At 75.6% G+C, this 24,856-nt stretch carries 26 protein-coding genes; 16 read left to right on the top strand and 10 right to left on the bottom strand.

Annotation, left to right across the window (positions count from 1 at the left end; all coding sequences use genetic code 11):
- Nucleotides 1–14 precede the first annotated feature (14 nt).
- The 3 genes from KMZ30_RS06585 (at nucleotide 15) to KMZ30_RS06595 (ending at nucleotide 1,361) form a co-directional block, all read left to right on the top strand.
- A complete protein-coding gene (locus tag KMZ30_RS06585) occupies nucleotides 15–212 on the top strand; it encodes a hypothetical protein (RefSeq protein WP_215512524.1) in 198 nt (65 codons plus the stop codon).
- Nucleotides 213–275: 63 nt separating this feature from the next.
- Entirely contained in the window at nucleotides 276–578 is a 303-nt protein-coding gene (locus KMZ30_RS06590) for a DUF1905 domain-containing protein (protein ID WP_308279678.1), read from the top strand.
- 78 nt (nucleotides 579–656) lie between these two features.
- On the top strand, nucleotides 657–1,361 hold the full coding sequence (locus KMZ30_RS06595) for a DedA family protein (RefSeq protein ID WP_215512525.1): 705 nt from the start codon (nucleotides 657–659) through the stop codon (nucleotides 1,359–1,361).
- A 10-nt stretch (nucleotides 1,362–1,371) separates the two neighbouring features.
- Here KMZ30_RS06595 and KMZ30_RS06600 read toward each other — a convergent pair whose 3' ends face one another.
- The 3 genes from KMZ30_RS06600 to KMZ30_RS06610 are packed head-to-tail and all read right to left on the bottom strand — an operon-like array spanning nucleotide 1,372 to nucleotide 5,453.
- Nucleotides 1,372–3,147, bottom strand: coding sequence for an ABC transporter ATP-binding protein (locus KMZ30_RS06600; protein ID WP_215512526.1), 1,776 nt, complete (start codon nucleotides 3,145–3,147; stop codon nucleotides 1,372–1,374).
- A complete protein-coding gene (locus KMZ30_RS06605) occupies nucleotides 3,147–4,871 on the bottom strand; it encodes an ABC transporter transmembrane domain-containing protein (RefSeq protein WP_215512527.1) in 1,725 nt (574 codons plus the stop codon). The genes KMZ30_RS06600 and KMZ30_RS06605 overlap by 1 nt, the downstream gene beginning before the upstream one ends.
- Before the next feature lie 51 nt (nucleotides 4,872–4,922).
- Complete coding sequence (locus KMZ30_RS06610; protein ID WP_308279680.1) at nucleotides 4,923–5,453, bottom strand: MOSC domain-containing protein; 531 nt, start codon at nucleotides 5,451–5,453, stop codon at nucleotides 4,923–4,925.
- 264 nt (nucleotides 5,454–5,717) lie between these two features.
- On the opposite strand from KMZ30_RS06610, the gene KMZ30_RS06615 reads away from it, so the two are divergent.
- The 7 genes from KMZ30_RS06615 to KMZ30_RS06645 all read left to right on the top strand — a co-directional run bounded on the left by KMZ30_RS06615 (nucleotide 5,718) and on the right by KMZ30_RS06645 (nucleotide 13,142).
- Nucleotides 5,718–6,479, top strand: coding sequence for an SURF1 family protein (locus KMZ30_RS06615; RefSeq protein WP_215512528.1), 762 nt, complete (start codon nucleotides 5,718–5,720; stop codon nucleotides 6,477–6,479).
- Nucleotides 6,466–6,846, top strand: a complete 381-nt coding sequence (locus KMZ30_RS06620; protein WP_372449519.1) for a DUF3817 domain-containing protein — start codon at nucleotides 6,466–6,468, stop codon at nucleotides 6,844–6,846. Before KMZ30_RS06615 ends, KMZ30_RS06620 begins: the two co-directional genes overlap by 14 nt.
- Before the next feature lie 67 nt (nucleotides 6,847–6,913).
- A complete protein-coding gene (gene guaA / locus KMZ30_RS06625) occupies nucleotides 6,914–8,503 on the top strand; it encodes a glutamine-hydrolyzing GMP synthase (protein WP_308279689.1) in 1,590 nt (529 codons plus the stop codon).
- An 88-nt stretch (nucleotides 8,504–8,591) separates the two neighbouring features.
- Nucleotides 8,592–9,518: an alpha/beta hydrolase gene (locus KMZ30_RS06630; RefSeq protein ID WP_215512530.1), complete on the top strand. Its 927-nt coding sequence runs from the start codon at nucleotides 8,592–8,594 to the stop codon at nucleotides 9,516–9,518.
- Between the two features lie 172 nt (nucleotides 9,519–9,690).
- Entirely contained in the window at nucleotides 9,691–10,989 is a 1,299-nt protein-coding gene (locus KMZ30_RS06635; protein WP_308279682.1) for a MurT ligase domain-containing protein, read from the top strand.
- Nucleotides 10,986–11,750 (top strand): type 1 glutamine amidotransferase, encoded by a 765-nt coding sequence (locus KMZ30_RS06640; protein WP_215512532.1) that lies wholly within the window; start codon nucleotides 10,986–10,988, stop codon nucleotides 11,748–11,750. The genes KMZ30_RS06635 and KMZ30_RS06640 overlap by 4 nt, the downstream gene beginning before the upstream one ends.
- Nucleotides 11,751–11,879: 129 nt before the next feature.
- Complete coding sequence (locus KMZ30_RS06645; RefSeq protein WP_215512533.1) at nucleotides 11,880–13,142, top strand: M18 family aminopeptidase; 1,263 nt, start codon at nucleotides 11,880–11,882, stop codon at nucleotides 13,140–13,142.
- An 18-nt stretch (nucleotides 13,143–13,160) separates the two neighbouring features.
- Here KMZ30_RS06645 and KMZ30_RS06650 read toward each other — a convergent pair whose 3' ends face one another.
- Together KMZ30_RS06650 and KMZ30_RS06655 are read right to left on the bottom strand one after the other, a co-directional pair.
- Entirely contained in the window at nucleotides 13,161–14,234 is a 1,074-nt protein-coding gene (locus KMZ30_RS06650) for a lysylphosphatidylglycerol synthase transmembrane domain-containing protein (RefSeq protein ID WP_308279683.1), read from the bottom strand.
- Complete coding sequence (locus KMZ30_RS06655) at nucleotides 14,231–15,088, bottom strand: PIG-L deacetylase family protein (protein WP_215512534.1); 858 nt, start codon at nucleotides 15,086–15,088, stop codon at nucleotides 14,231–14,233. Before KMZ30_RS06655 ends, KMZ30_RS06650 begins: the two co-directional genes overlap by 4 nt.
- Nucleotides 15,089–15,114: 26 nt before the next feature.
- On the opposite strand from KMZ30_RS06655, the gene KMZ30_RS06660 reads away from it, so the two are divergent.
- Both KMZ30_RS06660 and KMZ30_RS06665 read left to right on the top strand, forming a co-directional pair.
- The gene (locus KMZ30_RS06660) at nucleotides 15,115–16,251 is read left to right on the top strand and encodes a glycosyltransferase family 4 protein (RefSeq protein WP_308279684.1); all 1,137 of its coding nucleotides are present in this window, start codon (nucleotides 15,115–15,117) and stop codon (nucleotides 16,249–16,251) included.
- Between the two features lie 14 nt (nucleotides 16,252–16,265).
- Nucleotides 16,266–16,916, top strand: coding sequence for an NUDIX hydrolase (locus KMZ30_RS06665; RefSeq protein WP_308279685.1), 651 nt, complete (start codon nucleotides 16,266–16,268; stop codon nucleotides 16,914–16,916).
- Here the strand turns inward: KMZ30_RS06665 and KMZ30_RS06670 are convergent.
- Both KMZ30_RS06670 and KMZ30_RS06675 read right to left on the bottom strand, forming a co-directional pair.
- Nucleotides 16,913–17,290 (bottom strand): hypothetical protein, encoded by a 378-nt coding sequence (locus KMZ30_RS06670; protein WP_215512536.1) that lies wholly within the window; start codon nucleotides 17,288–17,290, stop codon nucleotides 16,913–16,915. The two genes, KMZ30_RS06665 and KMZ30_RS06670, sit on opposite strands and share 4 nt — an antisense overlap.
- A 2-nt stretch (nucleotides 17,291–17,292) precedes the next feature.
- Entirely contained in the window at nucleotides 17,293–18,651 is a 1,359-nt protein-coding gene (locus tag KMZ30_RS06675; protein WP_215512537.1) for a PspC domain-containing protein, read from the bottom strand.
- 115 nt (nucleotides 18,652–18,766) lie between these two features.
- On the opposite strand from KMZ30_RS06675, the gene KMZ30_RS06680 reads away from it, so the two are divergent.
- Genes KMZ30_RS06680 through KMZ30_RS06690 form a run of 3 tightly spaced genes read left to right on the top strand, consistent with a single transcriptional unit; the run spans nucleotide 18,767 to nucleotide 21,150 of the window.
- Nucleotides 18,767–20,032 carry an ATP-binding protein gene (locus KMZ30_RS06680; protein ID WP_308279686.1) on the top strand — a complete coding sequence of 422 codons (1,266 nt, stop codon included), beginning with the start codon at nucleotides 18,767–18,769 and terminating at the stop codon, nucleotides 20,030–20,032.
- Nucleotides 20,029–20,742, top strand: coding sequence for a LuxR C-terminal-related transcriptional regulator (locus KMZ30_RS06685; protein ID WP_215512538.1), 714 nt, complete (start codon nucleotides 20,029–20,031; stop codon nucleotides 20,740–20,742). Before KMZ30_RS06680 ends, KMZ30_RS06685 begins: the two co-directional genes overlap by 4 nt.
- A gap of 51 nt (nucleotides 20,743–20,793) precedes the next feature.
- Nucleotides 20,794–21,150: a hypothetical protein gene (locus KMZ30_RS06690; protein ID WP_215512539.1), complete on the top strand. Its 357-nt coding sequence runs from the start codon at nucleotides 20,794–20,796 to the stop codon at nucleotides 21,148–21,150.
- 123 nt (nucleotides 21,151–21,273) lie between these two features.
- Here the strand turns inward: KMZ30_RS06690 and KMZ30_RS06695 are convergent, their stop codons facing one another.
- From KMZ30_RS06695 to KMZ30_RS06705, 3 genes are all read right to left on the bottom strand, one after another.
- Nucleotides 21,274–22,257 (bottom strand): quinone oxidoreductase family protein, encoded by a 984-nt coding sequence (locus KMZ30_RS06695; protein ID WP_215512540.1) that lies wholly within the window; start codon nucleotides 22,255–22,257, stop codon nucleotides 21,274–21,276.
- Nucleotides 22,258–22,350: 93 nt separating this feature from the next.
- Nucleotides 22,351–22,956, bottom strand: a complete 606-nt coding sequence (locus KMZ30_RS06700) for a GNAT family N-acetyltransferase (protein WP_215512541.1) — start codon at nucleotides 22,954–22,956, stop codon at nucleotides 22,351–22,353.
- A gap of 40 nt (nucleotides 22,957–22,996) precedes the next feature.
- Entirely contained in the window at nucleotides 22,997–23,830 is an 834-nt protein-coding gene (locus KMZ30_RS06705) for a uracil-DNA glycosylase (RefSeq protein WP_215512542.1), read from the bottom strand.
- 76 nt (nucleotides 23,831–23,906) lie between these two features.
- Here KMZ30_RS06705 and KMZ30_RS06710 point away from each other — a divergent pair, with 76 nt between their 5' ends.
- Nucleotides 23,907–24,848 (top strand): NAD(P)/FAD-dependent oxidoreductase, encoded by a 942-nt coding sequence (locus tag KMZ30_RS06710; protein WP_215512543.1) that lies wholly within the window; start codon nucleotides 23,907–23,909, stop codon nucleotides 24,846–24,848.
- The last annotated feature ends 8 nt before the right edge of the window (nucleotides 24,849–24,856 follow it).

The raw sequence follows: 24,856 nt of genomic DNA on the forward strand, positions 1-24,856 counted from the left end.
CGCCGGAGGTCGTCGTGTTCCAGCCCCCGCACCACCGGGCCACCCCCGGTGCGTACGGCGATCGCCGTTGCCTCGGCCCGCTCGGAGCGCGCCTCGTCGCCGCCATCGCCGCGACGAGCGCCGTCTCGGTCCTGCTCCTCGCCACGCCCGCGGGCGCCGGCGACCTGCCCATCGCCGGCCCGTCGGCGGTGCACGAGGTCCCCTCGCCCTGACCCGCGGACGCCGGACGCCGGTGCGCGGGCCGCTCGTCGGTGGGCCGCGCCATGATGGCCGTCGTGGCGGACGAGCGGACCTGGTCCTTCGAGGCGACGCTGTGGCGGTGGCGTGACGGCTCGTGGCACTTCGTCACGGTGCCGGCGCAGGTGAGCGACGAGGTCGACGAGGCGGTCGGGGACGCGGCCGGCGGCTTCGGGTCGGTCCGGGTGCGCGTGCGGGTCGGTGGCACCATCTGGCTGACGAGCCTCTTCCCGTCGGCCGAGCAGGCCGCGTACGTCCTGCCCGTCAAGAAGGCCGTCCGGGCCGCCGAGGGGCTGGCCGAGGGTGGTCCCGTCCGGGTCGTGCTGACCCTCGCCGGGTGACGGCCGCCGACGTCCGTCACCGACCGGTGGGCGTCGCGACGTCCGGCGGGGTCGTCGACCTCCCGTAGCGTTGTCCCCGTGGAGAGCATCACCGGTCCGGTCGTCGACATCATCGGGTCCGTCGGCGAGGTCGGGGTCGGCGGGCTCATCGCCCTCGAGACGATCCTGCCGCCGATCCCGTCGGAGGTGATCCTGCCGTTCGCCGGGTTCGCCGCGGCCGACGGCCGGCTCAACGCCCCCCTCGCCTGGGTGTGCGCGACGATCGGCTCGCTCCTCGGCGCCGCGGTCCTCTACTGGGTCGGCTACGCCCTCAGCTACGAGCGGCTCTACCAGCTGGCCGGCAAGCGCTGGTTCCTCCTCTTCGGGCAGAAGGACCTCGACCGGGGCTTCCGGTTCTTCGACCGGCACGGCTCGGTGGTCGTCCTCGTCGGCCGGTTCATCCCCTTCATCCGGTCCGTCGTGTCGGTCCCGGCCGGGATGGACCAGATGCCCCTGCCGCGCTTCCTCACCCTGACGGCCGTGGGCAGCGGCATCTGGAACGCTGCCTTCATCGCGCTCGGCTTTCGCCTCCAGGAGAACTACGACGTCGTCGAGCAGTACGTCTCGCCGGTGAGCCGCGGCGTCGTCGCCGTCCTCCTGCTCGTGCTCGTCTGGCTCGTCGTGCGCCGGGTGCGCCAGCGGCGGGCCGTCGAGGCGGGCGAGGAGCCCGCGCACTTCCACCCTCGCTACCAGCCGCCGACCGACGACGACGAGGCGCCGGAGACCGCGTCCGCCCGCGACTGACCGGGCTCGCTCAGCCCTCGTCGCGCCAGGAGCGCCACAGGGCGGCGTAGTCGCCGTCGGCCGCCACGAGCTCGTCGTGCGTGCCGAGCTCGCGGACCCGTCCGTCGTCGACGACCGCCACCCGGTCGGCGTCGTGCGCCGTGTGCAGCCGGTGGGCGATGGCGACGACGGTCCGGCCGGTCAGCACCGCGCCGAGCGAACGCTCGAGGTGGCGCGCCGCGCGCGGGTCGAGCAGCGAGGTCGCCTCGTCGAGGACGAGCGTGTGGGGGTCGGCGAGGACCAGCCGGGCGAGCGCCACCTGCTGGGCCTGCGCCTCGGTCAGCGGGTGCCCACCGGAGCCGACGCGGGTCGCGAGCCCCTCGGGGAGGGCCTGCGCCCAGTCGAGGGCGTCGACGGCGTCGAGCGCCGCGCGCAGCTCGTCGTCGTCCGCCGCGGGGCGGGGCAGCCGCAGGTTCTCGGCGAGGGTGCCGACGAACACGTGGTGCTCCTGCGTGACGAGGGCGACCTCGCCGCGCAGGGCGTCGAGCTCGAGGTCGACGAGCGGCACGCCACCGACCGTGATGCGGCCGGTGCGGGGGCCGTCGACCCCCGCGAGGAGGCGCCCGAGCGTCGACTTGCCGGCCCCGGACGGGCCGACGACGGCCAGCCGCTCCCCGGGGCGCAGGTCGAGCGAGACGCCGTGGAGGACGTCCTGCCCCTCCCGGTAGGCGTACCGGACGTGCTCGACCGACAGGTCCTCGCCCTCCGGGCTCGCGCCGGTGGCGACCCGGTCGGCCGGGACCTCGCCGACGCCGAGGATGCGCGACATCGAGGTCGCCGCGAACTGGATCTCGTCGAGCAGCTCGATGAGCTCGCCGAGCGGGTCGAGCAGCCGCTGGACGTAGAGGACGACCGCGGTGGCGGTGGCGACCGGGACGACGCCCTCCCACGCGAGCCAGCCGCCCCAGAGCAGGGCGCCGGCGACCGGCGCGAAGAAGCCGACCTCGAGCCACGGGAACCAGCGCAGCCGCAGCCCGATCGTGTAGCGCTCGGCGTCGTGGGCCTCGGCGAGCGCCTCGTCGAAGCGCGCGCCGCGCTCGGCCTGGAGCCCGAGGGCGTCGACGGTCGCGGCGCCCTCGACGGTCTCGGCCGCGACCCCGTTGAGGCGTGCGTACGAGGCGTGCTCCCACAGGTAGCCGGGGCCGGCGAGACGCAGGTAGCGGCGGGTCGGGAGGAACCACACGAGTGGTGTCAACAGCAGGGGGAGAGCCGCCAGGGGCGACGCCACGACGGTCGCCACGCCCGTGACGAGCACCGTCGTCACGGACACGACCATCGTCGGCACGCCGAAGCGGATGACGTAGCTGATGGCGTCGACGTCGTTCGTCGTGCGGGCGAGCAGGTCTCCGGTGCCGGCCCGCTCGACGGTCGAGAGGGGCAGGCGCACGGCCGAGGCGACGAAGTCCTCGCGCAGCCGGGCGAAGACCTGCTCGGACAGCACGAACGAGCTGCGCCGCGCCACCCACGTCGTCGCGGTCTGGGCGACGAGCGCGGCGGCGAGCAGGCCGACGAGCACGTCGATGCTGTCGATGCTCGCGCGGCCGGTCGTCACCAGCCCGACGACCTGGCCGACGACCCAGGGCGCCGCGAGCCCGACGACGGCCGCCAGCAGGTGCCAGAGCAGGACGAGGCCGAGCGCCCCACGGTGCTCGCGCAGCAGGACGCGCACGTGGGCGCGCACGACCGGCCCGGGCGCGATGGGCAGGGTCCGGCGCGCGTGGTCGGTGTTCCCGCGCAGGGGCGACATCAGTCCTCCTCCCCGCGGACGACGACCGACCGGTAGGCCGGGCACTCCCGCGAGAGCTGCCGGTGGGTGCCGGTCGCGACGACCTCGCCGTCCTCGACGAGGTGGACGACGTCGGCGCGGTCGAGCAGCAGCGGGCTCGCGGTGACGACGACGGTCGTCCGGCCGGCGCGGTGCGCCGCGAGGCGCTCGGCGATGCGGGCCTCGGTGTGCGCGTCGACCGCGCTCGTCGGCTCGACGAGGACGAGCACCTCGGGGTCGCGCAGGAGGGCGCGGGCCAGGGCCAGGCGCTGGCGCTGCCCGCCGGAGAGCGAGCGGCCCCGCTCCTCGAGGTCGCCGTCAAGGCCGCCCTCGACGGCGGCGAGGGCGTCGGCCGCGTCGGCGACGTCGAGCGCGGCCCGGCGGGCGTCGTCGTCCGGGCCGCCGAGGGCCTCGCGCAGGGGACCGCTGAAGAGGCGGGGGTCGGGCTGCGAGACGAGCACGAGCCGGCGCACGTCGGCGACGGCGAGGTCGTCGAGCGCCGTGGCGCCCCACGTGACGCCGTGCCGGCCCGCGACCGCCCTGCCGAGCCGGGTCGCGACGGCGGCCGTGTCCTCGGGGCGGGCGGCGACGAGGGCGGTCAGGCGCCCCGGCTCGACGACGACGCCCGAGGTGGGGTCGACGAGCGTGCCCGCGGGAACCGTTGCGCCGGAGTCCGACTCGAGCGGGCCGACCGGGTGGTCGGGCTCGACGGCGAGGATGCGCGAGATGCGGCGCGCCGCCACGCGCGTCGTGATGAGCTTGTCGGCCATCTCGACGGCGGTCTGCAGCGGGATGGTGAGGAAGGCGGTGTAGCCGTAGTAGGCGACGAGCTGGCCGGCGCTGATCCGCCCGTCGACGGCGAGGTGCGCGCCGACCCCGGTGACGACCAGGACGAAGATCCCGGGCAGCAGGACCTGGGCGGCGTCGAGGGTCGCCTGGGTGCCGGCGACCCGGACACCGGCCCGGCGCACGGTCTGCGACTGGCTCCGGTAGCGCTCGAGGAAGGTGTCCTCGCCGCCGATGCCGCGCAGCACGCGGAGCCCCGAGACCGTGTCGGCGCCGAGCGCGGTGAGCCGGCCGGCCTCCTCGCGCTGGGCGGTCTGGCGGCGCTGGAGCGGCTTCATGACGAACGCGAGCGACGCGACGAGCAGCGGACCGCCGACGAGCATGATGAGCCCGAGCAGGACGGAGCCGCGCAGGAGGATGACCGCGACGACGACGAACGACACGACGGCCCCCATGAAGCGGGCGAAGACGTCGAAGCTGTGGCCCATCCGGCCGAAGTCGCTCGTGAAGCTGGCCAGCACCTCGCCGGCGGGCATCCGCCGGGTGAGCGCCGGCCCGGCGCGGCGGACGGCGAGGTCGGCGACGGTGCCCGCGCGGAACGCGGCGGTCAGCCAGTTGCGGACCGCGAAGAGGTGGCGCCCGTTGCCGGCCGCGGCGGAGACGAGGCCGAGGCCGACGACCGCGAGCGACCAGAGCACGAGGGCGCGGCCGTCGCGCGCGACGATGCCGTCGTCGACGGCGCGGCCGACGGCGGCCGGCACGAGCGCGACGGAGAGCATCCACGGGATGCCGAAGCAGGCGCCCGCGACGAGGGTGCGCCACTGACGGCGTGCGAGCCAGACGAGGAGGCGGTCGGCGCCGGTGGGCGGCAGGTCGTCGGGTCGCACACCGTACGACCAGGGGGAGGGGTGCGTCGGCATGGTGCTCTCCACGCTAGAGGCCGGGTCGGCGCTCGAGCCAACGGTTTTCGGTCAGGGCAGGCGGTGTGCGCGCGGAGGCGTCGCGGCGGCGCGGGAGCGGGCGGCGCGCTCGGCGGCCTCGGCCGGGTCGAAGGGCAGCTCCTCGTAGGCGTCGCCGACGGCGATGCGCCCGCCCTCGACCACCCGGAAGACGGTGCCGGCGCGGTCGTGCAGGGCGGCCGCGGCCCCGGGAGCCACCTCGTCGTCGAGGATGCGGCAGGGCGCCGCCACGCGGACGACCTCGAGCAGCGTCGCGCCGAGGCGGGCGCGGGCGCCCGGCACGGAGACGACGCGGCCGCCCGAGACGGTGACGTTGCGCCGGGTGCCCTCGGGCGGGACCGGCTCGCCGAGGCGCGCGGCCGCCTCGGCGAGCTGCTCGGCGGACTGCACGGTCACGTGGCGGTGGCGGGAGCCGTGGTACCGGTCGCCGACGAGGCCGGCGCCCGCCTCCGCGTCCACGGCGGCGAGGGCGCGCATCGGCAGCCGGCGCCCCGGGGCGACGTGCAGGGCGGTGACGACGCGGGCGTCCGGGCTGCTGCTCACACGAGCCCCAACACCCCCTCGCGCCTCCACATTTCGGGGTCACCCCGAAATGTCCACGAGACCCCGGCTCGGTTCCGGCGTCTCGTGGACGAGCTCGTGTCCCGGGCCGCCGCCTGCTGCGCGCCCAGTCACCCGCACGCCGGCCCGCATCGAGAGGAGGCGACACGCAGAGGATGCCGGCCGCCGGCCTGCGTGTCGCCTCCCCTCGGCGGCTCGCCCGGCCGCCGGACCGGGCGTCCAGCCGGCTCACGTACCCTCGGGAGCGTGCTGCGGACGGCCCTGACCCCGAGGTTCCTCGGGCTGCTCGGGCTCGTCCTCGTCGTCGGCGTCGTGTTCGTCCAGCTCGGCCGCTGGCAGCTCGGGGTGGCCGAGGGCAACGCCCAGCGCGAGGCCGTCGAGGCGGCCCGCGCCGCGAAGCCGGCCGCGCTCACCGAGGTGCTCGGCCCGCACGAGCCCTTCCCCGGCGAGCTGTCGTCACGGCCCGTCACCGTCACCGGCCACTACGTCGACGGACAGGTCCTCGTCCCCGACCGGCGCCTTGACGGCCGCGCCGGCTCGTGGGTCGTCACCCCCTTCCTCGTCGATGCGACCGGCGGCACCCTGCCGGTGCTCCGCGGCTTCGTCACCGACCCCGCGCAGGCCGGCGCCCCGCCCACCGGCACCCTGACGCTCGAGGGCGGTCTCGCCCCCTCCGAGTCCCCGACCGACGCCGTGACCCCCGGCCCCGGCGAGATCGCCTCCGTCGACACCTCGGTGCTCGTCAACACCTGGTCGGGCGACCTCTACAACGCCTTCGTCTTCCTGTCCGCCGAGCGCCCGGCCACCGGCCCGCAGCTGACCAAGGTCCCGACCCCGCTCGCGCCGACCGGCGTCACCTGGCGCAACGCCGCCTACGCCGTCCAGTGGTGGGTCTTCGCCGCGTTCGCGCTCTGGCTGTGGTGGCGGATGGTGCGCGAGGCGCACGAGCGGACCGCTGCACCCGTCGTCGCGACGGCGGGTGACAATGGAGCCCGTGAGCACTCCTGAGGCCGGCCGCGCCGGCACCGCGATCGCCCCCGAGGACGTCGACGCCGTCCGCCCCCGCCTCACCTTCTTCAAGGTGATGGCCTTCATCGTCGGCATCGGGCTGCTCGTGCTCGTCGTCGAGATGGTCCTGTCCTACGGCTTCCAGATGAAGGGCCAGGACAACCCGCTGTACTGGTGGCCGCAGCCGCACGGCTTCATCTACATGGTCTACCTCGTCGCGACCGCGCTGCTCGGCTTCAAGGTCGGCTGGCCGCTCGGGAAGATGGTCCTCGTGATGCTCGCCGGCTGCGTGCCGTTCCTCTCCTTCTGGGTGGAGCGCAGGGTCGCCGGCGAGGTCGAGGCGAGCCTCGCCGCCGCGCGCCGATAGCCTTGACGCCGTGAGCGACGCCCCGGAGCTGCCCGCCGACCCCTCGCCCGTCGACCCCTCCCACGCCGTGGTCGAGGGGGGTGAGCCCATCCACCTCGCCGACCGGCCCGTGCTCGTCGTCGACTTCGGCGCGCAGTACGCGCAGCTGATCGCCCGGCGCGTGCGCGAGGCCAGCTGCTTCAGCGAGGTCGTGCCCAGCTCGATGTCGGCCGACGAGATGCTCGCGAAGCAGCCCTCGGCGATCATCCTCTCCGGCGGGCCGTCGTCGGTGTACGAGGAGGGCGCCCCGCGCCTCGACCCGGCCGTGCTCGAGGCCGGTGTCCCGGTCTTCGGCATGTGCTACGGCTTCCAGGCGATGGCCCTCGCGCTCGGCGGCAGCGTCGCCCGCACCGGCCTCTCGGAGTTCGGCGCGACGCCCGCGACGATCACCGACACGAGCTCGACGCTCTTCAACGGCCAGCCGTCGGACCAGTCGGTGTGGATGAGCCACGGTGACTCGGTCGAGGAGCCCCCGGCCGGGATGCGCGTGACGGCCACGACGGCCGGCGCCCCCGTCGCCGGCTTCGAGGACGACGAGCGCCGGCTCTACGGCGTCCAGTGGCACCCCGAGGTCATGCACTCGACGTTCGGGCAGCGCGTGCTCGAGAACTTCCTCAGCAAGGGCGCCGGCCTCTCGGGCTCGTGGACGGCGGCGAACGTCGTCGAGGAGCTCGTCGGCGCCGTGCGCGAGCAGATCGGCGACAAGCGGGCCATCTGCGGCCTCTCCGGCGGGGTCGACTCGTCGGTGGCCGCGGCGCTCGTCCAGCGCGCCGTCGGCGACCAGCTGACCTGCGTGTTCGTCGACCACGGCCTGCTGCGCGCCGGTGAGGCCGAGCAGGTGCAGCAGGACTTCGTCGCCGCGACCGGCGTCGACCTCGTGACCGTCGACGCCTCCGAGCAGTTCCTCTCCGCGCTCGCCGGGGTCAGCGACCCCGAGGAGAAGCGCAAGATCATCGGCCGCGAGTTCATCCGCGTCTTCGAGCAGGCGGCGCGCGACATCGTCGGCTCGCACGAGGGCGAGCACCCGGTCGAGTTCCTCGTCCAGGGCACGCTCTACCCGGACGTCGTCGAGTCCGGCGGCGGCACCGGCACGGCGAACATCAAGAGCCACCACAACGTCGGGGGCCTGCCGGACGACCTCCAGTTCAGCCTCGTCGAGCCGCTGCGGCTGCTCTTCAAGGACGAGGTGCGCCAGGTCGGCCTCGAGCTCGGCGTGCCCGAGGGCATCGTCTGGCGCCAGCCGTTCCCGGGCCCCGGCCTCGGCATCCGCATCGTCGGCGAGGTGACCCGCGAGCGCCTCGACATCCTCCGCGCCGCCGACCAGGTCGCCCGCCAGGAGCTCTCGGCCGCCGGCCTCGACCGTGAGATCTGGCAGTGCCCGGTCGTGCTGCTCGCCGACGTCCGCTCGGTCGGCGTCCAGGGCGACGGGCGCACCTACGGACACCCGGTCGTCCTGCGGCCGGTGTCGTCCGAGGACGCGATGACGGCCGACTGGACCCGCATCCCCTACGACGTGCTCGCGAAGATCTCGACGCGCATCACCAACGAGGTCCGCGAGGTCAACCGGGTCGTGCTCGACGTCACGAGCAAGCCGCCCGGCACCATCGAGTGGGAGTGACCCGCGGGACGCGCTCCCCGAGCGGGGCGCGGCGTGGCAGGCTGGGCGGCAGTACCCGCCGGTAACCCACCCCCGAGGACGGTCATCCATGGAGAGCTCGACGACGAGCGTCACCGCCACCGACGGCACGGCCGTCTTCGTCCACCGCTGGCTGCCGGACGGTGACGCGCGCGGCGTCGTCGTCGTGGCGCACGGGATGGCCGAGCACTCCGCCCGGTACGCGCGCCTGGCCGAGGCGCTGACCGCCGCGGGCTACGCCGTCCACGCCCCCGACCACCGCGGGCACGGGCGCACCGCGTCGGCCGCCGACCACGGCTACTTCGCCGACCGCGGGGGATGGGGGACCGTCGTCGCCGACCTGCGCGCGGTCATCGCCGACGCCCGCGCCGAGCACGCCGGCCTGCCGGTCTTCCTCCTCGGGCACTCGATGGGCTCCTTCCTCAGCCGCTCGCTCGTCGTCGAGGACTCCAGCGGCCTCGCGGGGCTCGTCCTGTCCGGGACCGCCGGCGACCCCGGCCTGCTGGGCAAGGTGGGGGCGGCGGTGGCCGCCGGTGAGGCCCGGCTGCGCGGGCGCCGGCACCAGAGCGCCCTGATGGACAAGCTGACCTTCGGCCAGTACAACGCCGCCTTCAAGCCCACCCGGACCGACTTCGACTGGCTCTCGCGCGACCCCGACGAGGTGGACGCCTACGTCGCGGACCCGCTGTGCGGCAACACCTTCACCTCCGGGTTCTTCGTCGACCTGCTCGGCGGGCTGGCCGGCATCAACGACCCGAAGAAGGTCGCGCGGGTGCGCCGCGACCTGCCGGTGCTCCTGGTCAGCGGCGACGCCGACCCGGTCGGCGACGGCGGCAAGGGCCCCCGGGCCGTCGCGCAGCAGTACCGCGAGGCCGGGCTGACCGACGTCACCTGCACGCTGTACCCCGGCGCCCGGCACGAGCTGTTCAACGAGACCAACCGCGACGAGGTCACCGAGGACGTCGTCCGCTGGCTCGACGCGCACCTGCCCGGCTGACCGGCCGGCGCCATCCGGGCGGGGCGTCGGCCCGAGACCCCGGTTCGTCGACGAGACCCCGGTTCCGAACCGGGGTCTCGTGGACATTTCGGGGTGACCCCGAAAAGTCGAGGCGCCCGGGGGCCGGGGTCGGATGCGGGGCTCGGCGGCGTCTCTGGCTAGGGTTGGCCGCGTGTTGAGAACGGCCGCCGCCGTCGTCGCGGGCAAGACCGCGCGAGCCCTCGCCCGCCGCCGGGGCGGAGGGTCGGCCTTCCCGGGCCTCGTCGCCGAGCGGATCGACCCGGGCATCCTCCGGCACGCCCTCGCCGACGTCCGCGGCGGCATCGTGGTCGTCAGCGGCACCAACGGCAAGACGACGACGACGAAGATGCTCGTCGCGCTCCTGCGGGCCCACGGTCGCACCGTCTTCACGAACCCGACGGGCTCGAACTTCACCCGCGGTGTGCTCTCCGAGATGCTCCCGCAGCTGCCGGTCAGCGGCCGCCTGCGCAGCGACCTCGCCGTCGTCGAGCTCGACGAGGCCCACGCGATGCGCTTCATTGCCGAGGTCCCGCCGACCCACTCGCTCCTGCTCAACGTCGCGCGCGACCAGCTCGACCGGTTCGCCGAGATCGACCACACCGCCGACCTCCTCGCGCGGCTCGGCGCCGCGAGCACCGAGGGCGTCGTCGCCAACGCCGACGACCCGTTCATCTCCCGGGCGGCCGGCGCCGTCGACGTGCCGGTGCGCTGGTTCGGGCTCGACGCGTCCATCGCCGACCGGCTGCCCGAGCTGACCGAGCACGACGCACGCTTCGACGACGAGCCGACGACGTACGAGCCCGGTCCGGGCGACGCCCGCCTGCGCCCCATCGACGAGCGCGCCTTCGACGTCGTGTTCGACGACGTCGTCGTCGGCCCGGTCACCCTCCAGCAGCGCGGCCTCGCGGCGATGATCAACGCCACCGCCGCCACGACGACCGCTCGCCTGCTGCTCGGCGACGCCTTCGACGCCGCCACCGCCGCGGAGGCGCTCGCGGCCGTGCGCCCGCCGTTCGGGCGCGGCGAGGTCGTCATGGTCGACGGCCAGCCGCTCGAGCTCGTCCTCGTCAAGAACCCGGCGGGCTTCGGCGTCGCCCTCAGCACGTACGGCACGACGCCCGTCGCGACGATGGTCGCCATCAACGACAACGACGCCGACGGCCGTGACGTCTCGTGGCTCTACGACGTGAGCTTCGCGAGCCTGCGCGAGCGCGGCGTCGCCCTGACGAGCGGGGTGCGCGCCTACGACATGGCGTTGCGCCTGCACTACGACGACGTCCACACCGACCGGGTCGTCCCCGACCTCGACGAGGCGCTCGACGCCCTGCTCGCGACCCACCCGGACGAGCCCAAGCGCATCTTCTGCACCTACACGGCGATGATGGCGCTGCGGCGCACCCTCGCCGCCCGCCACGGCCTCGACCGCTTCGGGGAGGAGACGCCCGCATGAGCACGACCGAGCGCCACGAGCCGGCCGGGACGAGCAAGGGGACGATCACCCTCGTCCACCTCTACCCGCGCGAGATGAGCATCTACGGCGACCGCGGCAACACGCACGCGCTCGCCGGGCGGATCCGCCGGCACGGGTACACCGCCGAGGTCGTCCTCCACGACCCGGGCAGCGACTTCCGGCGCGACGCACACCTCTTCACCGGCGGCGGCGGCCAGGACTCCGGCCAGGCCCGGGTGGAGGCCGACCTCGCGGCGATCGGCCCGACCCTGAAGTCGCTCGCCGAGGACGGCGTCCCGATGCTCATGATCTGCGGGATGTACCAGCTCTTCGGCAACAGCTTCCACACCGTCGGCGGCCAGGTCCTGCCCGGGCTCGGCATCCTCGACGTGACGACCCGCGGCAACGACAAGCGGATGATCGGGCCGGTCTGCCTCGAGACCGAGCTCGGCCGGGTCGTCGGCTACGAGAACCACTCCGGCTCGACCGTGCTCGGCAGCGGCCAGGAGCCGTTCGGGCGCGTGCTCGCCGGGCACGGCAACAACGGCGAGGACGGCACCGAGGGCGCGCGCCGCCTCAACGTCATCGGAAGCTACCTCCACGGCCCGCTGCTGCCCGCGAACCCGATGGTCTCCGACGCGCTCATCGCCGTCGCCGCCGAGCGCGCGACCGGGCGCCCCTTCGAGCCGGCCGAGCTCGACGACCCCCTCGCGACGCAGGCCCGCGAGCGTCAGGTGCGCCGCCTCGTCGGCGCCCGCTGACCCACCCGCGCCCCCCCATCGCGGGCTACGCCGCAGTAACTGCTGCTGTGGCGACACTTACTGCGGTGTAGCCGGCGCCGGGACGGGGTGGGGCGGGTGCGTGACGGGCGCGGCTGACAGGATGGCCGGGTGAGTGAGAGCACCCCGGACGCCGTCGCCGCCGCCTTCGCCGAGTACGTCATCGCGTCGCCGACGGCCTTCCACGCCGCCGCCGTCGCCCGTGACCACCTCGTCGCGGGCGGGTTCACCGAGCTCGACGAGACGCAGGCCTGGCCGAGCGCGCCCGGTGCGTACGTCGTCGTCCGGGACGGCGCGGTCATCGCCTGGCGCGTCCCCGAGGGGGCCGGCGCGACGACGCCCTTCCGCATCCTCGGCGCGCACACCGACAGCCCGACCTTCCGCCTCAAGCCGAACCCGGTCGTGCGCGAGCACGGCTGGGAGCGCCTCAACGTCGAGGTCTACGGCGGCCCGACCTTCCCGTCGTGGTTCGACCGCGACCTCGCCGTCGCCGGCCGCGTCGTGGACGCCGACGGCAGCACGCGCCTCGTCCGCTCCGGCCCGGTCGCGCGCATCCCGCACCTCGCGATCCACCTCGACCGCGCGGTCAACGACGGCTTCGCCCCCGACGTGCAGCGCCAGCTCCTGCCGGTCGTCGGGACGGCGGACGGCCCCGGCCCCGACGACGCCGCCCACTGGCTGCGCGAGCTCGTCGGTGACGCCGTCGCCTGGGACCTCTTCCTCGCCGACACCCAGGAGCCGGCCCGGATCGGCGCCCGCGGCGACCTGCTGGCGTCCTGGCGGATGGACAACCTCACGAGCGTCCACGCCGGCCTGCGCGCCCTCCTCGACGCGCCCGACACCGACCACATCCCCGTGCTCGCCGCGTTCGACCACGAGGAGGTGGGCTCGGACTCCGTGACCGGCGCCGGCGGACCGTTCCTCGAGGACGTGCTCGGCCGGGTCCTCGAGGGACTCGGCGCCGGGCGCTCCGAGGTGGCGCGGGCCTTCCGCGCCTCGTGGTTGCTCTCGAGCGACGCCGGGCACCTCGTCCACCCGGGCCACCCCGAGAAGCACGACCCCACGAACCGGCCGCGCCCAGGCGGCGGCCCGCTGCTCAAGGTCAACGCCCGCCAGCGCTACACGACCGAGGCCCGGGGGGAGGCGCTCTTCGCCGCCGCCTGCGACCGCGCCGGCGTGACGTTCCAGCACTACGTCAACCCCAACAGCATCCCCGGCGGCTCGACGATCGGCCCGATCGCGGCGACCCGGCTCGGCATCCCGACCCTGGACATCGGCGTCGGGTTGCTCTCGATGCACTCGACGCGTGAGCTCGTGCACGTCGACGACCTCGCGGCGCTGCACGGCGCGGTCGCGGCCTTCCTCGCCGGCTGACCCGCGCCCGAGAACCCCTCAGGCGGGTCGGGCGAAGACCGGCTCCTCGCCCTCGGCGGGGGGCTCGGACTTGGCGCTGAGCGACCACAGCAGCCACCCGAGCCCGCCGAGGGGCACCTCCATGAGGTGGGTGATGATCGAGAAGAGCACGACGCCGGCCGTCGCCTCGGCGTTGCCGGCGCCCCACCCGACGAGGACGATCGTCGTCGCGGCCTCGGTGACGCCCACCCCGCCGGGCGTGATGCCGACGGCTGTGAGCAACCGGCCGATGGCGTACGCCGCGAAGAGCAGGTTGAGTGGGAGCATGACCCCCGTCTCGCGCATCACGAGGACGAACAGGACGTAGTACGCGCCGAAGAAGCCGACCATCCCGAGGGTCATCGACCACCAGCGCCAGCGGACGACGTCGATGATGCGGCTGCGCAGGTCGCTCACGAGGTCCGCGACGCTCATGGTCGAGTCCGGCCGGCGCCGTCGCACGAGCGGGCGCAGCGCGCGGTCGATGAGCGCCCCCGCCCGCTGGGCCACCCGCTCGCTCGCGAGCATCCCGGCGACGGCGCCGATCACGGCGAGTCCGGTGAGCGAGCCGGCGACGGCGAGGTCGGAGAGGGCCTGCGGCAGCGTGACGCCCCCGACGACGAGGACGAGGATCGCGACGACCGGCAGCGCGATCCGGGCGAGGACGTTCCAGACGCCGGTGACGATCGCCGAGGTCGACGTCGCGCGTCGCGAGAACCCCCACGAGCGGCACATCGCGTAGGTGGCGGCCAGCCCGACTGCGCCACCGCCGGGCAGCAGGTTCGAGACGGACGAGCCGCAGAGGTTGATGATGAGCGCCTTGCCGTGCGTCAGCCCGCGCAGCGACCCGGTGAAGGTGAAGGTGTAGCAGTACAGGCCGAGCAGCATGAGCAGCTGGAAGCCGATGACGTGCAGCGGCGGGACGGTGCGGATGACGTCCCAGATGTCGCCCCACGAGGTCTTCGCGAAGAACGGCAGGCCCCAGACGAGGAGGACGACGGCGAGGGCGAGCCCGAGCCCGAACTGGAGCAGCTGGCGGCCGTGCCGGTGCGCCGTGGCGGAGGGCGCGCTCACGGCAGCCCCTCGAAGACGTCGGTGGCCACGGGTCCCCCTGCCGGTCGTGACGGGTCGCGGAACCACTCGCGCCCGAAGACGAGATCGTAGAGGGGACGCGGGATGCGCAGGAACGCCGCGAGGGTGCGGTCGCCGGTCTGCCCGCCCGCGCCGACCTCGGCCGCGCCGCCGCCGGTGGCCTGCGACGCGTGCGCGCGCATCGAGGCCCGCTTGGCCGCGACGTGGCGGCGGACGTCGACGCGGTGGGTGATGTCGCGCCGCGCAGAGAACGCGCGCTCGAAGCTCGTCGGGTCGAACTCGGCGGGGAAGCGGTAGACCCGGGTGAGCATCCGGATCGCGCGGACGATCGTGTCGCGCGGGACGGTGGCCTCGAGGACCCGCGGGGTGCCGGCGACGACCGCGGCGCGGGCGGCGACCTCGTGGACGCGCCGGTGGTCGCGGTGCCCGTAGCCGCCGTTGACGTCGTAGGAGAGCAGGACGTCGGCTCGCTCGGTGCGCAGCACGGCGGCCAGGCGCTCGGCGGCCTCCTCGAGCGGCGCCCGGCAGAACCGGGTGAGGCCCGGGGCGTCCGGCTCGGGCTCCGGGCCGGAGCCGCTGTCGGCGTACCCGAGCCACTCGACGCGGGCCACCCCGAGCGCCGCGGCCGAGAGCTCGGCCTCGTGCAGGCGGCGGGTGCCGAGCCCGCCGTCGCGGCGCAGGTCGTCGGCGGCCAGGCCCGCGCCGCCGTCGGTGGCGAGCACGAGCACGACCCGGTGGCCCTCCGCGGCGGCCTTCGCCATCGTGCCGGCCGTCAGGAGGGCCTCGTCGTCGGGATGGGCGTGGAACGCCACGAGCGTGCGGGACATCGGGCCCATCCTCGCGCATGGCAGGGTGGACCCTCGTGAAGGTCGCCCTCCTGTCGGACTGCTACCCGCCGCGGCTCGGTGGCATCGAGCGGCAGGTGCACGACCTCGCGCACGCGCTGACCGCGGCCGGTCACGAGGTCGAGGTCTTCACGGCGACGACCGGCCCGGCCGGCGAGCGCGGTGGCGTCATCACGGTCGAGGACGGCGTGGCGGTGCACCGGCTGGCCATCCCGCTGCCGAACGGCGTGCCCGTCAACCCTTTCGCGCCGCCCGAGCTGCGCCGGCGTCTCCTCGCCGGCCGGTTCGACGTCGCGCACGCACACCTCGGCGTGGTCAGCCCGTTCGCCACCGACGCGGTGCGGGTGGCGCTGGGGGTCGGGATGCCGGTCGCCGCGACGGTGCACTGCGTGCTCGGGCGGTGGGTGCCGCTCTTCCGCGCCGCCGGGCACCTGCGCCGGTGGGCCGGTCGCGGCGTGGCGCTCACCGCGGTGTCCCGGATGGCCGCGGCGCAGGTGCGCGAGGCGGCGGGTGGCGCCCCGGTCGGGGTGCTCAACAACGGGATCGACGCCGCGTGGTGGGCCGCCCCGGACGACACGGGCGACCCGGGCGACCCCGCGGACACCCACGACGGCGTCCACGTCGTCACCGCGATGCGCCTCGTCAGCCGCAAGCGGCCGCTGGCCCTGCTCGGCGCCCTCCACGAGGCCCGCCGACGGCTCGACCCCGCGGTGCCGCTGCGCGCCACCGTCGCCGGCGAGGGTCCGCAGCGCCGGGCGATGGAGGCCTACCTGCGCGCCCGCGAGCTCGACTGGGTCTCGATGCCCGGACGCCTCGACCGCGAGGGGCTGCGGCGGCTGCACCACTCGGGCGACCTGTACGTGACGACGGCGCGGCTCGAGGCGTTCGGCATCGCCGCCCTCGAGGCGCGGGCCGCCGGCCTGCCCGTCGTCGCGCCGGCCGGCACCGGGGTGGACGACGTCGTCGAGGACGGGCTCGACGGCCTCCTCGCAAGCACCGACACCGGTGTGGCCGACGCCGTCGCCCGGCTGGCCGGCGACGACGCCCTGCGGGGCCGGATGCGCGCGCACCTGCGGCAGCGGCCGCCCCGCCAGGACTGGCCCTCGACCGTCGCCGCGACGCTCGACGAGTACCGGCGGGCCGGCGCGCCGTGATCACCGTCCGGGGGGTGCGCGGAGGGCGCGAGGTCGTGTCGTTCGTGCTCGCGCACGGGGAGGACCCGGCGGCGGGCCTCGCGGCGCGCGGCTGGGAGCCGCTGGGGTCGTCCGTGGAGGGCGTCCTGCCGTCGATCGTCCTCACCTTCCGCGTCGAGGCCGTCACCTCGAGGGTGCCGGCGCCGCCCGGCGGTCCCGGTCTCTCCGAGGCGGACCGGGCGCGCGTGGAGCCGCGGCAGCGGGTCGCGGCCTACGCGGTCGTCGTCGACGACGGCCGGCTCCTGCTCACGCGCCTCGCGCCGCTCACCGGGGCGCAGGGCCGCTGGACCCTGCCGGGCGGTGGCGTCGACGCGGGGGAGAGCCCGCGGGAGGCCGTCGTCCGTGAGGTGCACGAGGAGACGGGGCAGGACGTCGACGACGTGCGCTACGTCGACGTCATGACCCAGCACTGGGTGGGGCGCTCCGAGCGCGGCGCCGAGGACTACCACGCGGTCCGGCTGCTGCACACCGCCCGCTGCCCGCGGCCGACCCGCCCCGTCGTGCACGACGTGGGCGGGTCGACGTCCGAGGCGGCGTGGGTCCCGCTCGGGAGGCTCGGCGGCTACGACCTCGTGCCGACCGTCTCGTACGCGCTGCGGGCGACCGGGTTCGTGCCGCGCCGTTAGGCCCGGGGCTCGCGCTCCCGGCTGCCGCGCAGGCCGAGGAGGCCGACGAGGACGACGAGGACGCCGCCGGCGACCACCGTCCACGGCCCGAGGTCGGACCACGGGATGCTCACGTCGGCGACCTCGGAGACGAGCACCGCACCGGCGGTGACGAGCCCGAGGACGCCGAGCAACAGGGCGAAGGGGGCCGGCCCGCGGCGCCAGCGGGGCTCGACCGGCCCGGGGGCGGTCTCGAGGTGGGTGCGCCCCTCGTCCGCGCCGAGGGCAGGACCCTGCGTGGTCGGGGTGGGCTCCGGTCGCGGGCTGGTGGTGGTGGATGGGTCTTCGTCGAGCCCGAGCTCGGTGCGCAGGGGGCGGGTGGTGTCGTCGGTCATGGTCAGCTCTCCTCGATGATGGTCACGTCGCCGATGCCGACGTCGGTCGTCACGACGAGGTCGGGGCGGTCGGCGTCGCCGACCGAGACGGTGCGCGAGACGTCGGTGCCCGAGCGGGTCTCGAGCATCTCCAGCCCGCCGTCGGTGCTCTCGCGGTCGTGGCGCAGCTCGCCGACGCCGACGCGGTTCTCGACCCGGACGTCCAGGCCGTCGGGCACGCGGACGGTCAGCTCGCCGACGCCCACCGACACCGAGACGGTCGCGGGGTCGGAGGTGGCGGGCAGCGCCGCGAGGCCGCCGAGGTCGAGCGTCGCGTCGCCGGCGCCGAGAGAGTAGGTCGCCGGGAGCGCGGTCGCCGTCGGCGTCCAGACGCGGTCGCCGACCCCGCCGCGGGCGGTCGAGTGCGTCGCGCCGAACGCGGCGACCGTCACGAGCCCGAGGACGATCACGAGGAACCCGCTGAAGCCGGAGGCCCGGCCGGTGGCCCCGAGCCCGAGGACGAGAGCGGAGACCGCGGCGAGGGCGAGGGCGAGGCCGAGGACGACCGGCTCGCCGGTGAAGCCGAGGGGCTCGGCGACGGCGGCGACGAGGCCGACGACCGCGATGACGAGGCCGAGCGAGACGAGGCCGACGAAGCCGCTGGGGCGGCGCCGGCGGGGCGCCGGGGGAGGCGGCGGGCCGAGGGGCTGCGGCGGGGCCGGCGGCACCGGCATCCCGCCGGAGGGGCCCTGGGGTCGGGGTGCCCAGCCCCCGCCGGGAGGCGGCGGCGGTGTGCCCCAGGCCGGCTGCTGCGTGGGCGGGTACCGGTAGGCGGTCGAGGGGTCGCCGGCGGGCGGCGCCGGGGGCGGTGCGGACATCGTCGCTCCTGCGGGGGGAGGGGGCGGGGCCTGGCCGGCCCACGGGGTCGGGGCGGTGCGGCTGCGCGTCGCGACGAACCACACGACGAGGCCGACCGGGACGAGCAGCCAGAGCGAGCCGCCCCAGGAGTTGCCGTCGCCGAGGACCGAGACGGCGCCGACGAGCAGGACGATCCCGGTGAGGACGAGCAGGACGATGGCCCACGCGTCGCTGCCCCTGATTGCGCGCTCGGCGAGGACCTCGCCCCGGGCGTCCGGCAGGAGGAGCCACAGCACGAGGTAAAGCGGGATCCCGATGCCGCCGGCGACGGTCAGCGCGATCGCCGCGGCCCGGATGAGGAGCGGGTCGACGTCGAAGCGGGCGGCGACGCCGGCGCACACGCCCCCGAACCAGCGGCGCTCGGTGTCGCGGCGGACGCTCGAGCGGCGCAGGCGGGCGAGCCCGTCGTCGATCGCGGACGGCGCGCCGGTCGGCGGCATCTGGGAGGTGGAGCTCTCGGTCATGGCACCACTGTGGCCGCACGGGGCGGGGGGCGGCCATGAGGGTCGACCCTGAGCACCCCCTGACCGGACCCCGGCGGGCGGGTCGCAGGCGCCGGTCGTGCGTCAGGATGGAGTCGTGCCCACGCCCTACGAGCCCGCCGCGACCCGCGTGCGGACCGACGCAGGCCCCCTCCCCGGGCCGCCGCCGTCGCGCCCGCCGCTCGTCCGCGACCGCTCGGCGGGCTGGACGCCCGGGGTGTGCGACGCCGTCGCCCGCCACCTCGGCGTCTCGCGCCGGCTCGTGCGCGTCGCCGCGGTCGTCCTCGCCTTCTCCGGCGGGGCCGGGGTCGCGGCCTACCTCTTCCTCTGGGCCCTGACCCCCGAGGCCGACGGCCCGGCGGGCGCGGGTGGCCCGGTGCAGGCGCGGGCCTGGTCCGAGCGCCGCCGCTGGGCCGTCCTCCTCGTCGCGGGCGTCGTCCTCGTCGTCGCCGGTGGCGCGCTGCTCGTGCCCGGGGTCGGGGTGACCGCGCGCGGGTCGGTCCTGCTGCCGCTGTTCGTCATCGGCGTCGGGGCGGTCGTGGCGTGGTCGAACCTCGACGCGACGCAGCGCTCGCGGTGGCTGACCGGCGGTCCCGACGGGATGGGCTGGGTCCGGGTGCTGCTCGGCTCGGGGCTCGCCCTCGTCGGCGTCCTCGTCCTCGTGACACGCGGCAGCTCGGTCAGCGTCCTCTGGGACGCCGTGCTCGCGGCGCTCGCCGTCCTCGTCGGCGCGCTCATCCTCGCCGCGCCGTGGGCGCTGCGGCTGTGGGCCGACTTCCGCCGCGAGCAGGACGCCGCCGTCCGGGCCACCGAGCGGGCCGACATCGCCGCGCACCTGCACGACTCCGTGCTCCAGACCCTCGCGCTCATCCAACGCCAGTCCGCCGACCCCGCCGCCGTCACCCGGCTCGCCCGCGCCCAGGAGCGCGAGCTGCGCAGCTGGCTCTACGACGGGCCGCAGGGGTCGCAGGCCTCGCTCGCCGCGCTCGCCACCGAGGTCGCGCACGAGGTCGAGGACCTCCACGGCGTGCCGGTCGACCTCGTCGTCACCGGCGACCGGCCGTTCGAGCAGCACGGGGTGGCGCTCTCACGGGCGATGCGCGAGGCGCTGCTCAACGCCGTCCGGCACGGCGCGCCGCCGGTCACGGCCTACGTCGAGATCGGGCCGGCCGGGGTCGAGGCGTTCGTCCGCGACCGCGGTGCCGGCTTCGACCTCGACGCGGTGCCCGAGGACCGGCTCGGTGTGCGCCGCTCGGTCCTCGAGCGGATGGAACGACACGGCGGCAGCGCGCGGGTGCGCCGGCGCGACGACGGGACCGAGGTGGAGCTGCGGCTGCCACCGATCGAAGGAGACGACACATGAGCAGCGCCCAGACCCCTGCCCCGACGGCCCCCGTCCGCGTGGTGCTCGTCGACGACCACCGGATGTTTCGCACGGGAGTGCGCGCCGAGCTGACCGAGGCGATGGCGGGCGGGAGCCCGCTGTGCCAGTTCGTCGGCGAGGCACCGGACGTCGACACCGCCATCGCCGTCATCCGGGCCGAGACGCCCGACGTCGTGCTGCTCGACGTGCACCTGCCCGGCGGGTCCGGCAACGGGGGCGGCGACGTCATCCGCGGGTGCGCCGGGGTCGAGACGGCGTCGGGGGCGCCGGTGCGCTTCCTCGCCCTGTCGGTGTCCGATGCCGCGGAGGACGTCATCGCGGTCATCCGCGCCGGGGCGCGCGGGTACGTGACGAAGACGATCGGGGCGCGCGACCTGCTCACCGCGGTGCGGCGGGTGGCCGACGGTGACGCGGTCTTCTCGCCGCGCCTCGCCGGGTTCGTCCTCGACGCGTTCGGGGCGGCGGCCGGCGAGATCGCCGAGGTCGACGAGGAGCTCGACCGGCTCTCGGCGCGCGAGCGCGAGGTGATGCGCCTCATCGCGCGCGGCTACCAGTACAAGGAGGTGGCCAAGGAGCTGTTCATCTCGGTCAAGACCGTCGAGACGCACGTGTCGTCGGTGCTGCGCAAGCTCCAGCTGTCCTCGCGCCACGAGCTGACCGCGTGGGCGATGGGGCGGCGCCTCGTCTGAGGCTCCGGGGCCTCGCCGGGTGGTGCGGGCGCAGGCCCTACGCTGGCGCCCATGGAGTTCGTCGAGCACGTCCTCGTCCTGCTGCACCTCCTCGGCATGGCCGCGATCATCGGCAGCGCCGTGTTCGTCGCGCGGGGGAAGGTCACGCCCGCGCTCGTCTGGGGTGCGCGCGCCCAGCTCGTGACCGGGCTGCTGCTCGTCGGCGTCGTCGAGGCCGGTGACGAGCCGGTCAACCACGCGAAGATCGGCGTCAAGCTGCTCGTCGCGATCGCCGTCGCCGCGTGCGCCGAGATCGCCGCCGCCAAGGAGCGCAAGGGCCAGGGCTCGCGCCCGCAGCTGGTCCAGGTCGCCGGCTGGCTGGCCGTCCTCAACGCCGCCGTCGCGGTCCTCTGGACCAGCGCCTCCTGAACCCCCACCCCGAGTCACACGCGTATCGGGTCACCCGATACGGGTGCGCTGGACCCGACAACCGTTCCCGGGTGAAGCGCGGTCGTATCGGGTCACCCGATACGCACGTGGTCTGGATCGGGGTCAGAGCGTGAGGAGCAGCTTGCCCTGGGTGCGCCGGCCCTCGAGGTCGTCGTACGCGCGCGCTGCGTCGGCCAGCCCGTAGCGGCCGCCGACCGCCACCTCGAGCGAGCCGTCCGCGACCGCCGCGAGCACCTCGCGCGCCCGCCACTCGAGCTCGTCGCGGCTCGCGAGGTAGTGGCCGAGGCTGGGCCGCGTGACGAAGACGGAGCCGGCGCCGTTGAGGCGCTGCAGGTCGAAGGGCGGCACCTGGCCGCTCGCCGCGCCGAAGAGGGCGAGCATCCCGCGGGGTCGCAGCGAGGCGAGCGAGGCGTCGAAGGTGTCGCGCCCGACACCGTCGTAGGCGACGTCGACGCCCTGCGGCGCGACCTCGCGCACGGCGGCGGCGAGGTCGTCGACGGCGCGGTAGTCGATGACGTGCTGCGCCCCGAGCCGCTCGGCGGTCGCGCACTTCTCCGGCCCGCCGGCCGTCGCGACGACGACCCCGCCGCGGGCGCGGACCATCTGCACGAGCAGCTGGCCGACGCCGCCGGCCGCTGCGTGCACGAGGGCCGTCGTGCCGTGGCCGACGGAGAAAGTGCTCGTCGTCAGGTAGTGGGCGGTCATCCCCTGGAGCATGACGGCGGCCGCGGTCTCGAGGTCGACGCCGTCGGGTACCGGGACGAGCGTCGAGGCGTTGCGGACCGCGTACCGGGCGGCGCTGCCGACCGACATCGCCCAGGCGACGCGGTCGCCCTCGGCGAGGTCCTCGACCCCGTCGCCGACCGCGGCGACGGTGCCGGCGCCCTCGTTGCCCAGCACGTACGGCGTCTCCATCGGGTACACGCCCTCGCGCTGGTAGACGTCGATGAAGTTGACGCCGACCGCCGCGACCTCGACGACGACCTCGCCCGGCCCGGGCTCGGGCGCGGTGCGGTCCTCGACGGCGAGGACGTCTGAGCCCCCCGCGCGGGTGACGACGAGGGCAGGTCCGTGGAGCTCGCTCATGCCGCCACCCTAGGACGGCCCGGTCGTCCGACAGCCCCTCCAGCGCGCGCCGCATCGCGCACTACACCGCAGTACGTGCTGCTGTGACGACACTTACTGCGGTGTAGCCCGCGCAGGCGGAGGGGTCAGGGGGGCGAGGTCGATCCAGTAGCGGCGCATCAGGTGGCGGACGTCCTCGAGGACACCGCCGTTGGCCTCGATGACGCTCGCCGACGCGAGGTTGTCGTCGGAGCAGGTCACGAGCACCTCGTCCATCCCGAGCTCGCGGCACAGCGGCAGCGAGAGACGCAGCGCCTCCGTGGCGATGCCCCGGCCGCGGGCCGACGGCCGGACGGAGTAGCCGATGTGGCCGCCGATCTCGATGAGGAACGGGGTGAGGCGGTGCCGGATCGCGAGTGACCCGAGGTGCTCGTCGGGCTGCTCGTCGTCGACGACCCAGAGGAACGTGCAGGGCACGTGCCCCGGCGTCCGCGGCGCGTCCTCGAGGACCTGGCCGCGCCGGTGCGCGACGAACCGCTCGAAGCCGGCGGGCGTCTCGAGCTCGGCGCGCGTGAACTCCACCCCCGCGAAGTCACCCTCGGGCGCCTCGACCCAGACCCCGTCGCCGTCGCGGGTGCCCTCGCCGGCCGCGTCGAACTCGTCCTGCGCGGCGAGGTAGGACCGGTGGAAGCGGACGTCCGGGGCGGCGAGGGAGATCATCCCGGAACGCTAGCCACCGACGTCGAACGGCGCCAACGGGTTACGCGCGCAGCCCGGTCAGGACCTCGTCGAGCATGTCGGGGGTCAGCCGCTTGGTGAAGGTGTTGTGCGGGCTCACGTGGTAGCTGCCGACCAGGCGGATGCTCCGGCCCCCGGGGAGCCCGAGCGTCGCCTCGGCCGCGTGCCCGAACCTCGGCTTCGGCGCGGGCACCTCCCACCCAACCGCGCGCGCCCCGGCCAGCGCCGCGTCCCACCCGATCGACCCGAGGCAGAGGATCGCCCGCAGGTGGGGCTCCGCGAACCGCAGGTCGCGCTCCAGCCACGGCGAGCAGGTGGCGCGCTCGGCCGGTGTCGGCTTGTTGGCCGGGGGCGCGCACCGCACCGCGGCGACGATGCGCAGGTCGGTCAGAGCCTGGCCGTCGCCCGCGGCGACGGAGGTCGGCTTGGCCGCGAAACCGGTGCGGTGCAGCGCAGCCCACAGGAAGTCGCCCGAGGAGTCGCCGGTGAACATCCGACCGGTGCGGTTGGTGCCGTTGGCCGCGGGGGCGAGGCCCACGAGGAGCACGCCGGCCCGCGGGTCGCCGAACGACGGCCCCGGCCGCCCCCAGTAGGGCTGGTCGGCGAAGGAGGCCCGCCGCCCGGAGGTCGCCACGTCCTCGCGCCAGCGCACGAGCCGGGGACAGGCCCGGCACACCGAGACCCGCGCCTGGAGCTCGGGCACGTCCGGCGCCGCCACCGCGAGCCGACGCACGGCGGCGGCGGTCCGCGCCACGGGGGTGTCGGCGTCGGCGGGGTCACCGGGCCAGCCGGCGCCGGGCGGTACGGGCGAGGGGAGGAGCTCGCCCGTCACGGGGTGCGGGTCGAGCGGCTCCATCCCGTGACTCTACGGCCGCCGCCCGGATCGTGGCGGGCTGCCTGCGCGCAGGGGCGGGACGGGGGACGATGGGTGCGTGGCAGCCGTGACCGTGGTCGGTGGTGGCGTCGTGGGCCTGACGTCCGCCCTGCTGCTGGCGCGCGCCGGGCACGAGGTGCGGTGCGTGCGGGACGTCCCGTCGCCGGGCACCGTCTCGGCGGTCGCCGGCGGCCTGTGGTTCCCGTACCACGTCGAGCCCCGCGACCGGGTCGTCGGCTGGGGGCTCACGTCGCTGCGGCACTTCACGATGCTCGCGGCCGACCCCGGCGCCGGGGTGGCCCTGCGCGAAGGCCTCCTCGTCGAGCGCGCCGGGCCCGACCGGTGGTGGACCGAGGGGCTCACCGGATGGCGCGACGCGACACCCGACGAGCTGCCCGAGGGCGCGCCCTCCGGCGTCGTGGCCCGGGTACCGCTCGTCGCGATGGTCGTGTACCTCGACTGGCTCGAACGCGCCTGCGTCGCAGCCGGGGTCGAGCTGGTCGACGGCCGCGTCGAGGATCTCGGTGACCAGCCGGGCGACGTCGTCGTCCTCGCGGCCGGTCTGCGGGCTCCCGCCCTGCTCCCGGGTCTCGAGGTCTCGCCGTCGCGGGGCCAGGTGGCGCTGCTCGCCAACCCCGGGCTCCACCGTTGGCTCGTCGACGACGGCGCCCCCGGCGGGATGACCTACGTGCTGCCGCACCGCGGCTGGGTGGTCTGCGGCGGGTCGGACGCCGCGGGCGACCGCGACGAGCCCGACCCGCAGGAGCACGAGCAGATCGTCGAGCGGTGCCGTCGCGCCGTCCCCGCGCTGCGGGACGCCGAGGTGCTCGGCGCGCGCGTGGGGCTGCGGCCCGTGGCGCCCGCCGTCGACCTGCGCGTCCACGACGTCGGCGGGCGCCCGGTCGTGACGAACGTCGGGCACGGCGGCGCCGGCGTCACCCTGTCCTGGGGCTGCGCCGAGGAGGTCACCGGCCTGGTGGGCGACCTCGTCCGAGGCTGACGCCGCAC

Source organism: Phycicoccus mangrovi (assembly GCF_018729305.1).
GTDB lineage: Bacteria > Actinomycetota > Actinomycetes > Actinomycetales > Dermatophilaceae > Phycicoccus > Phycicoccus jejuensis.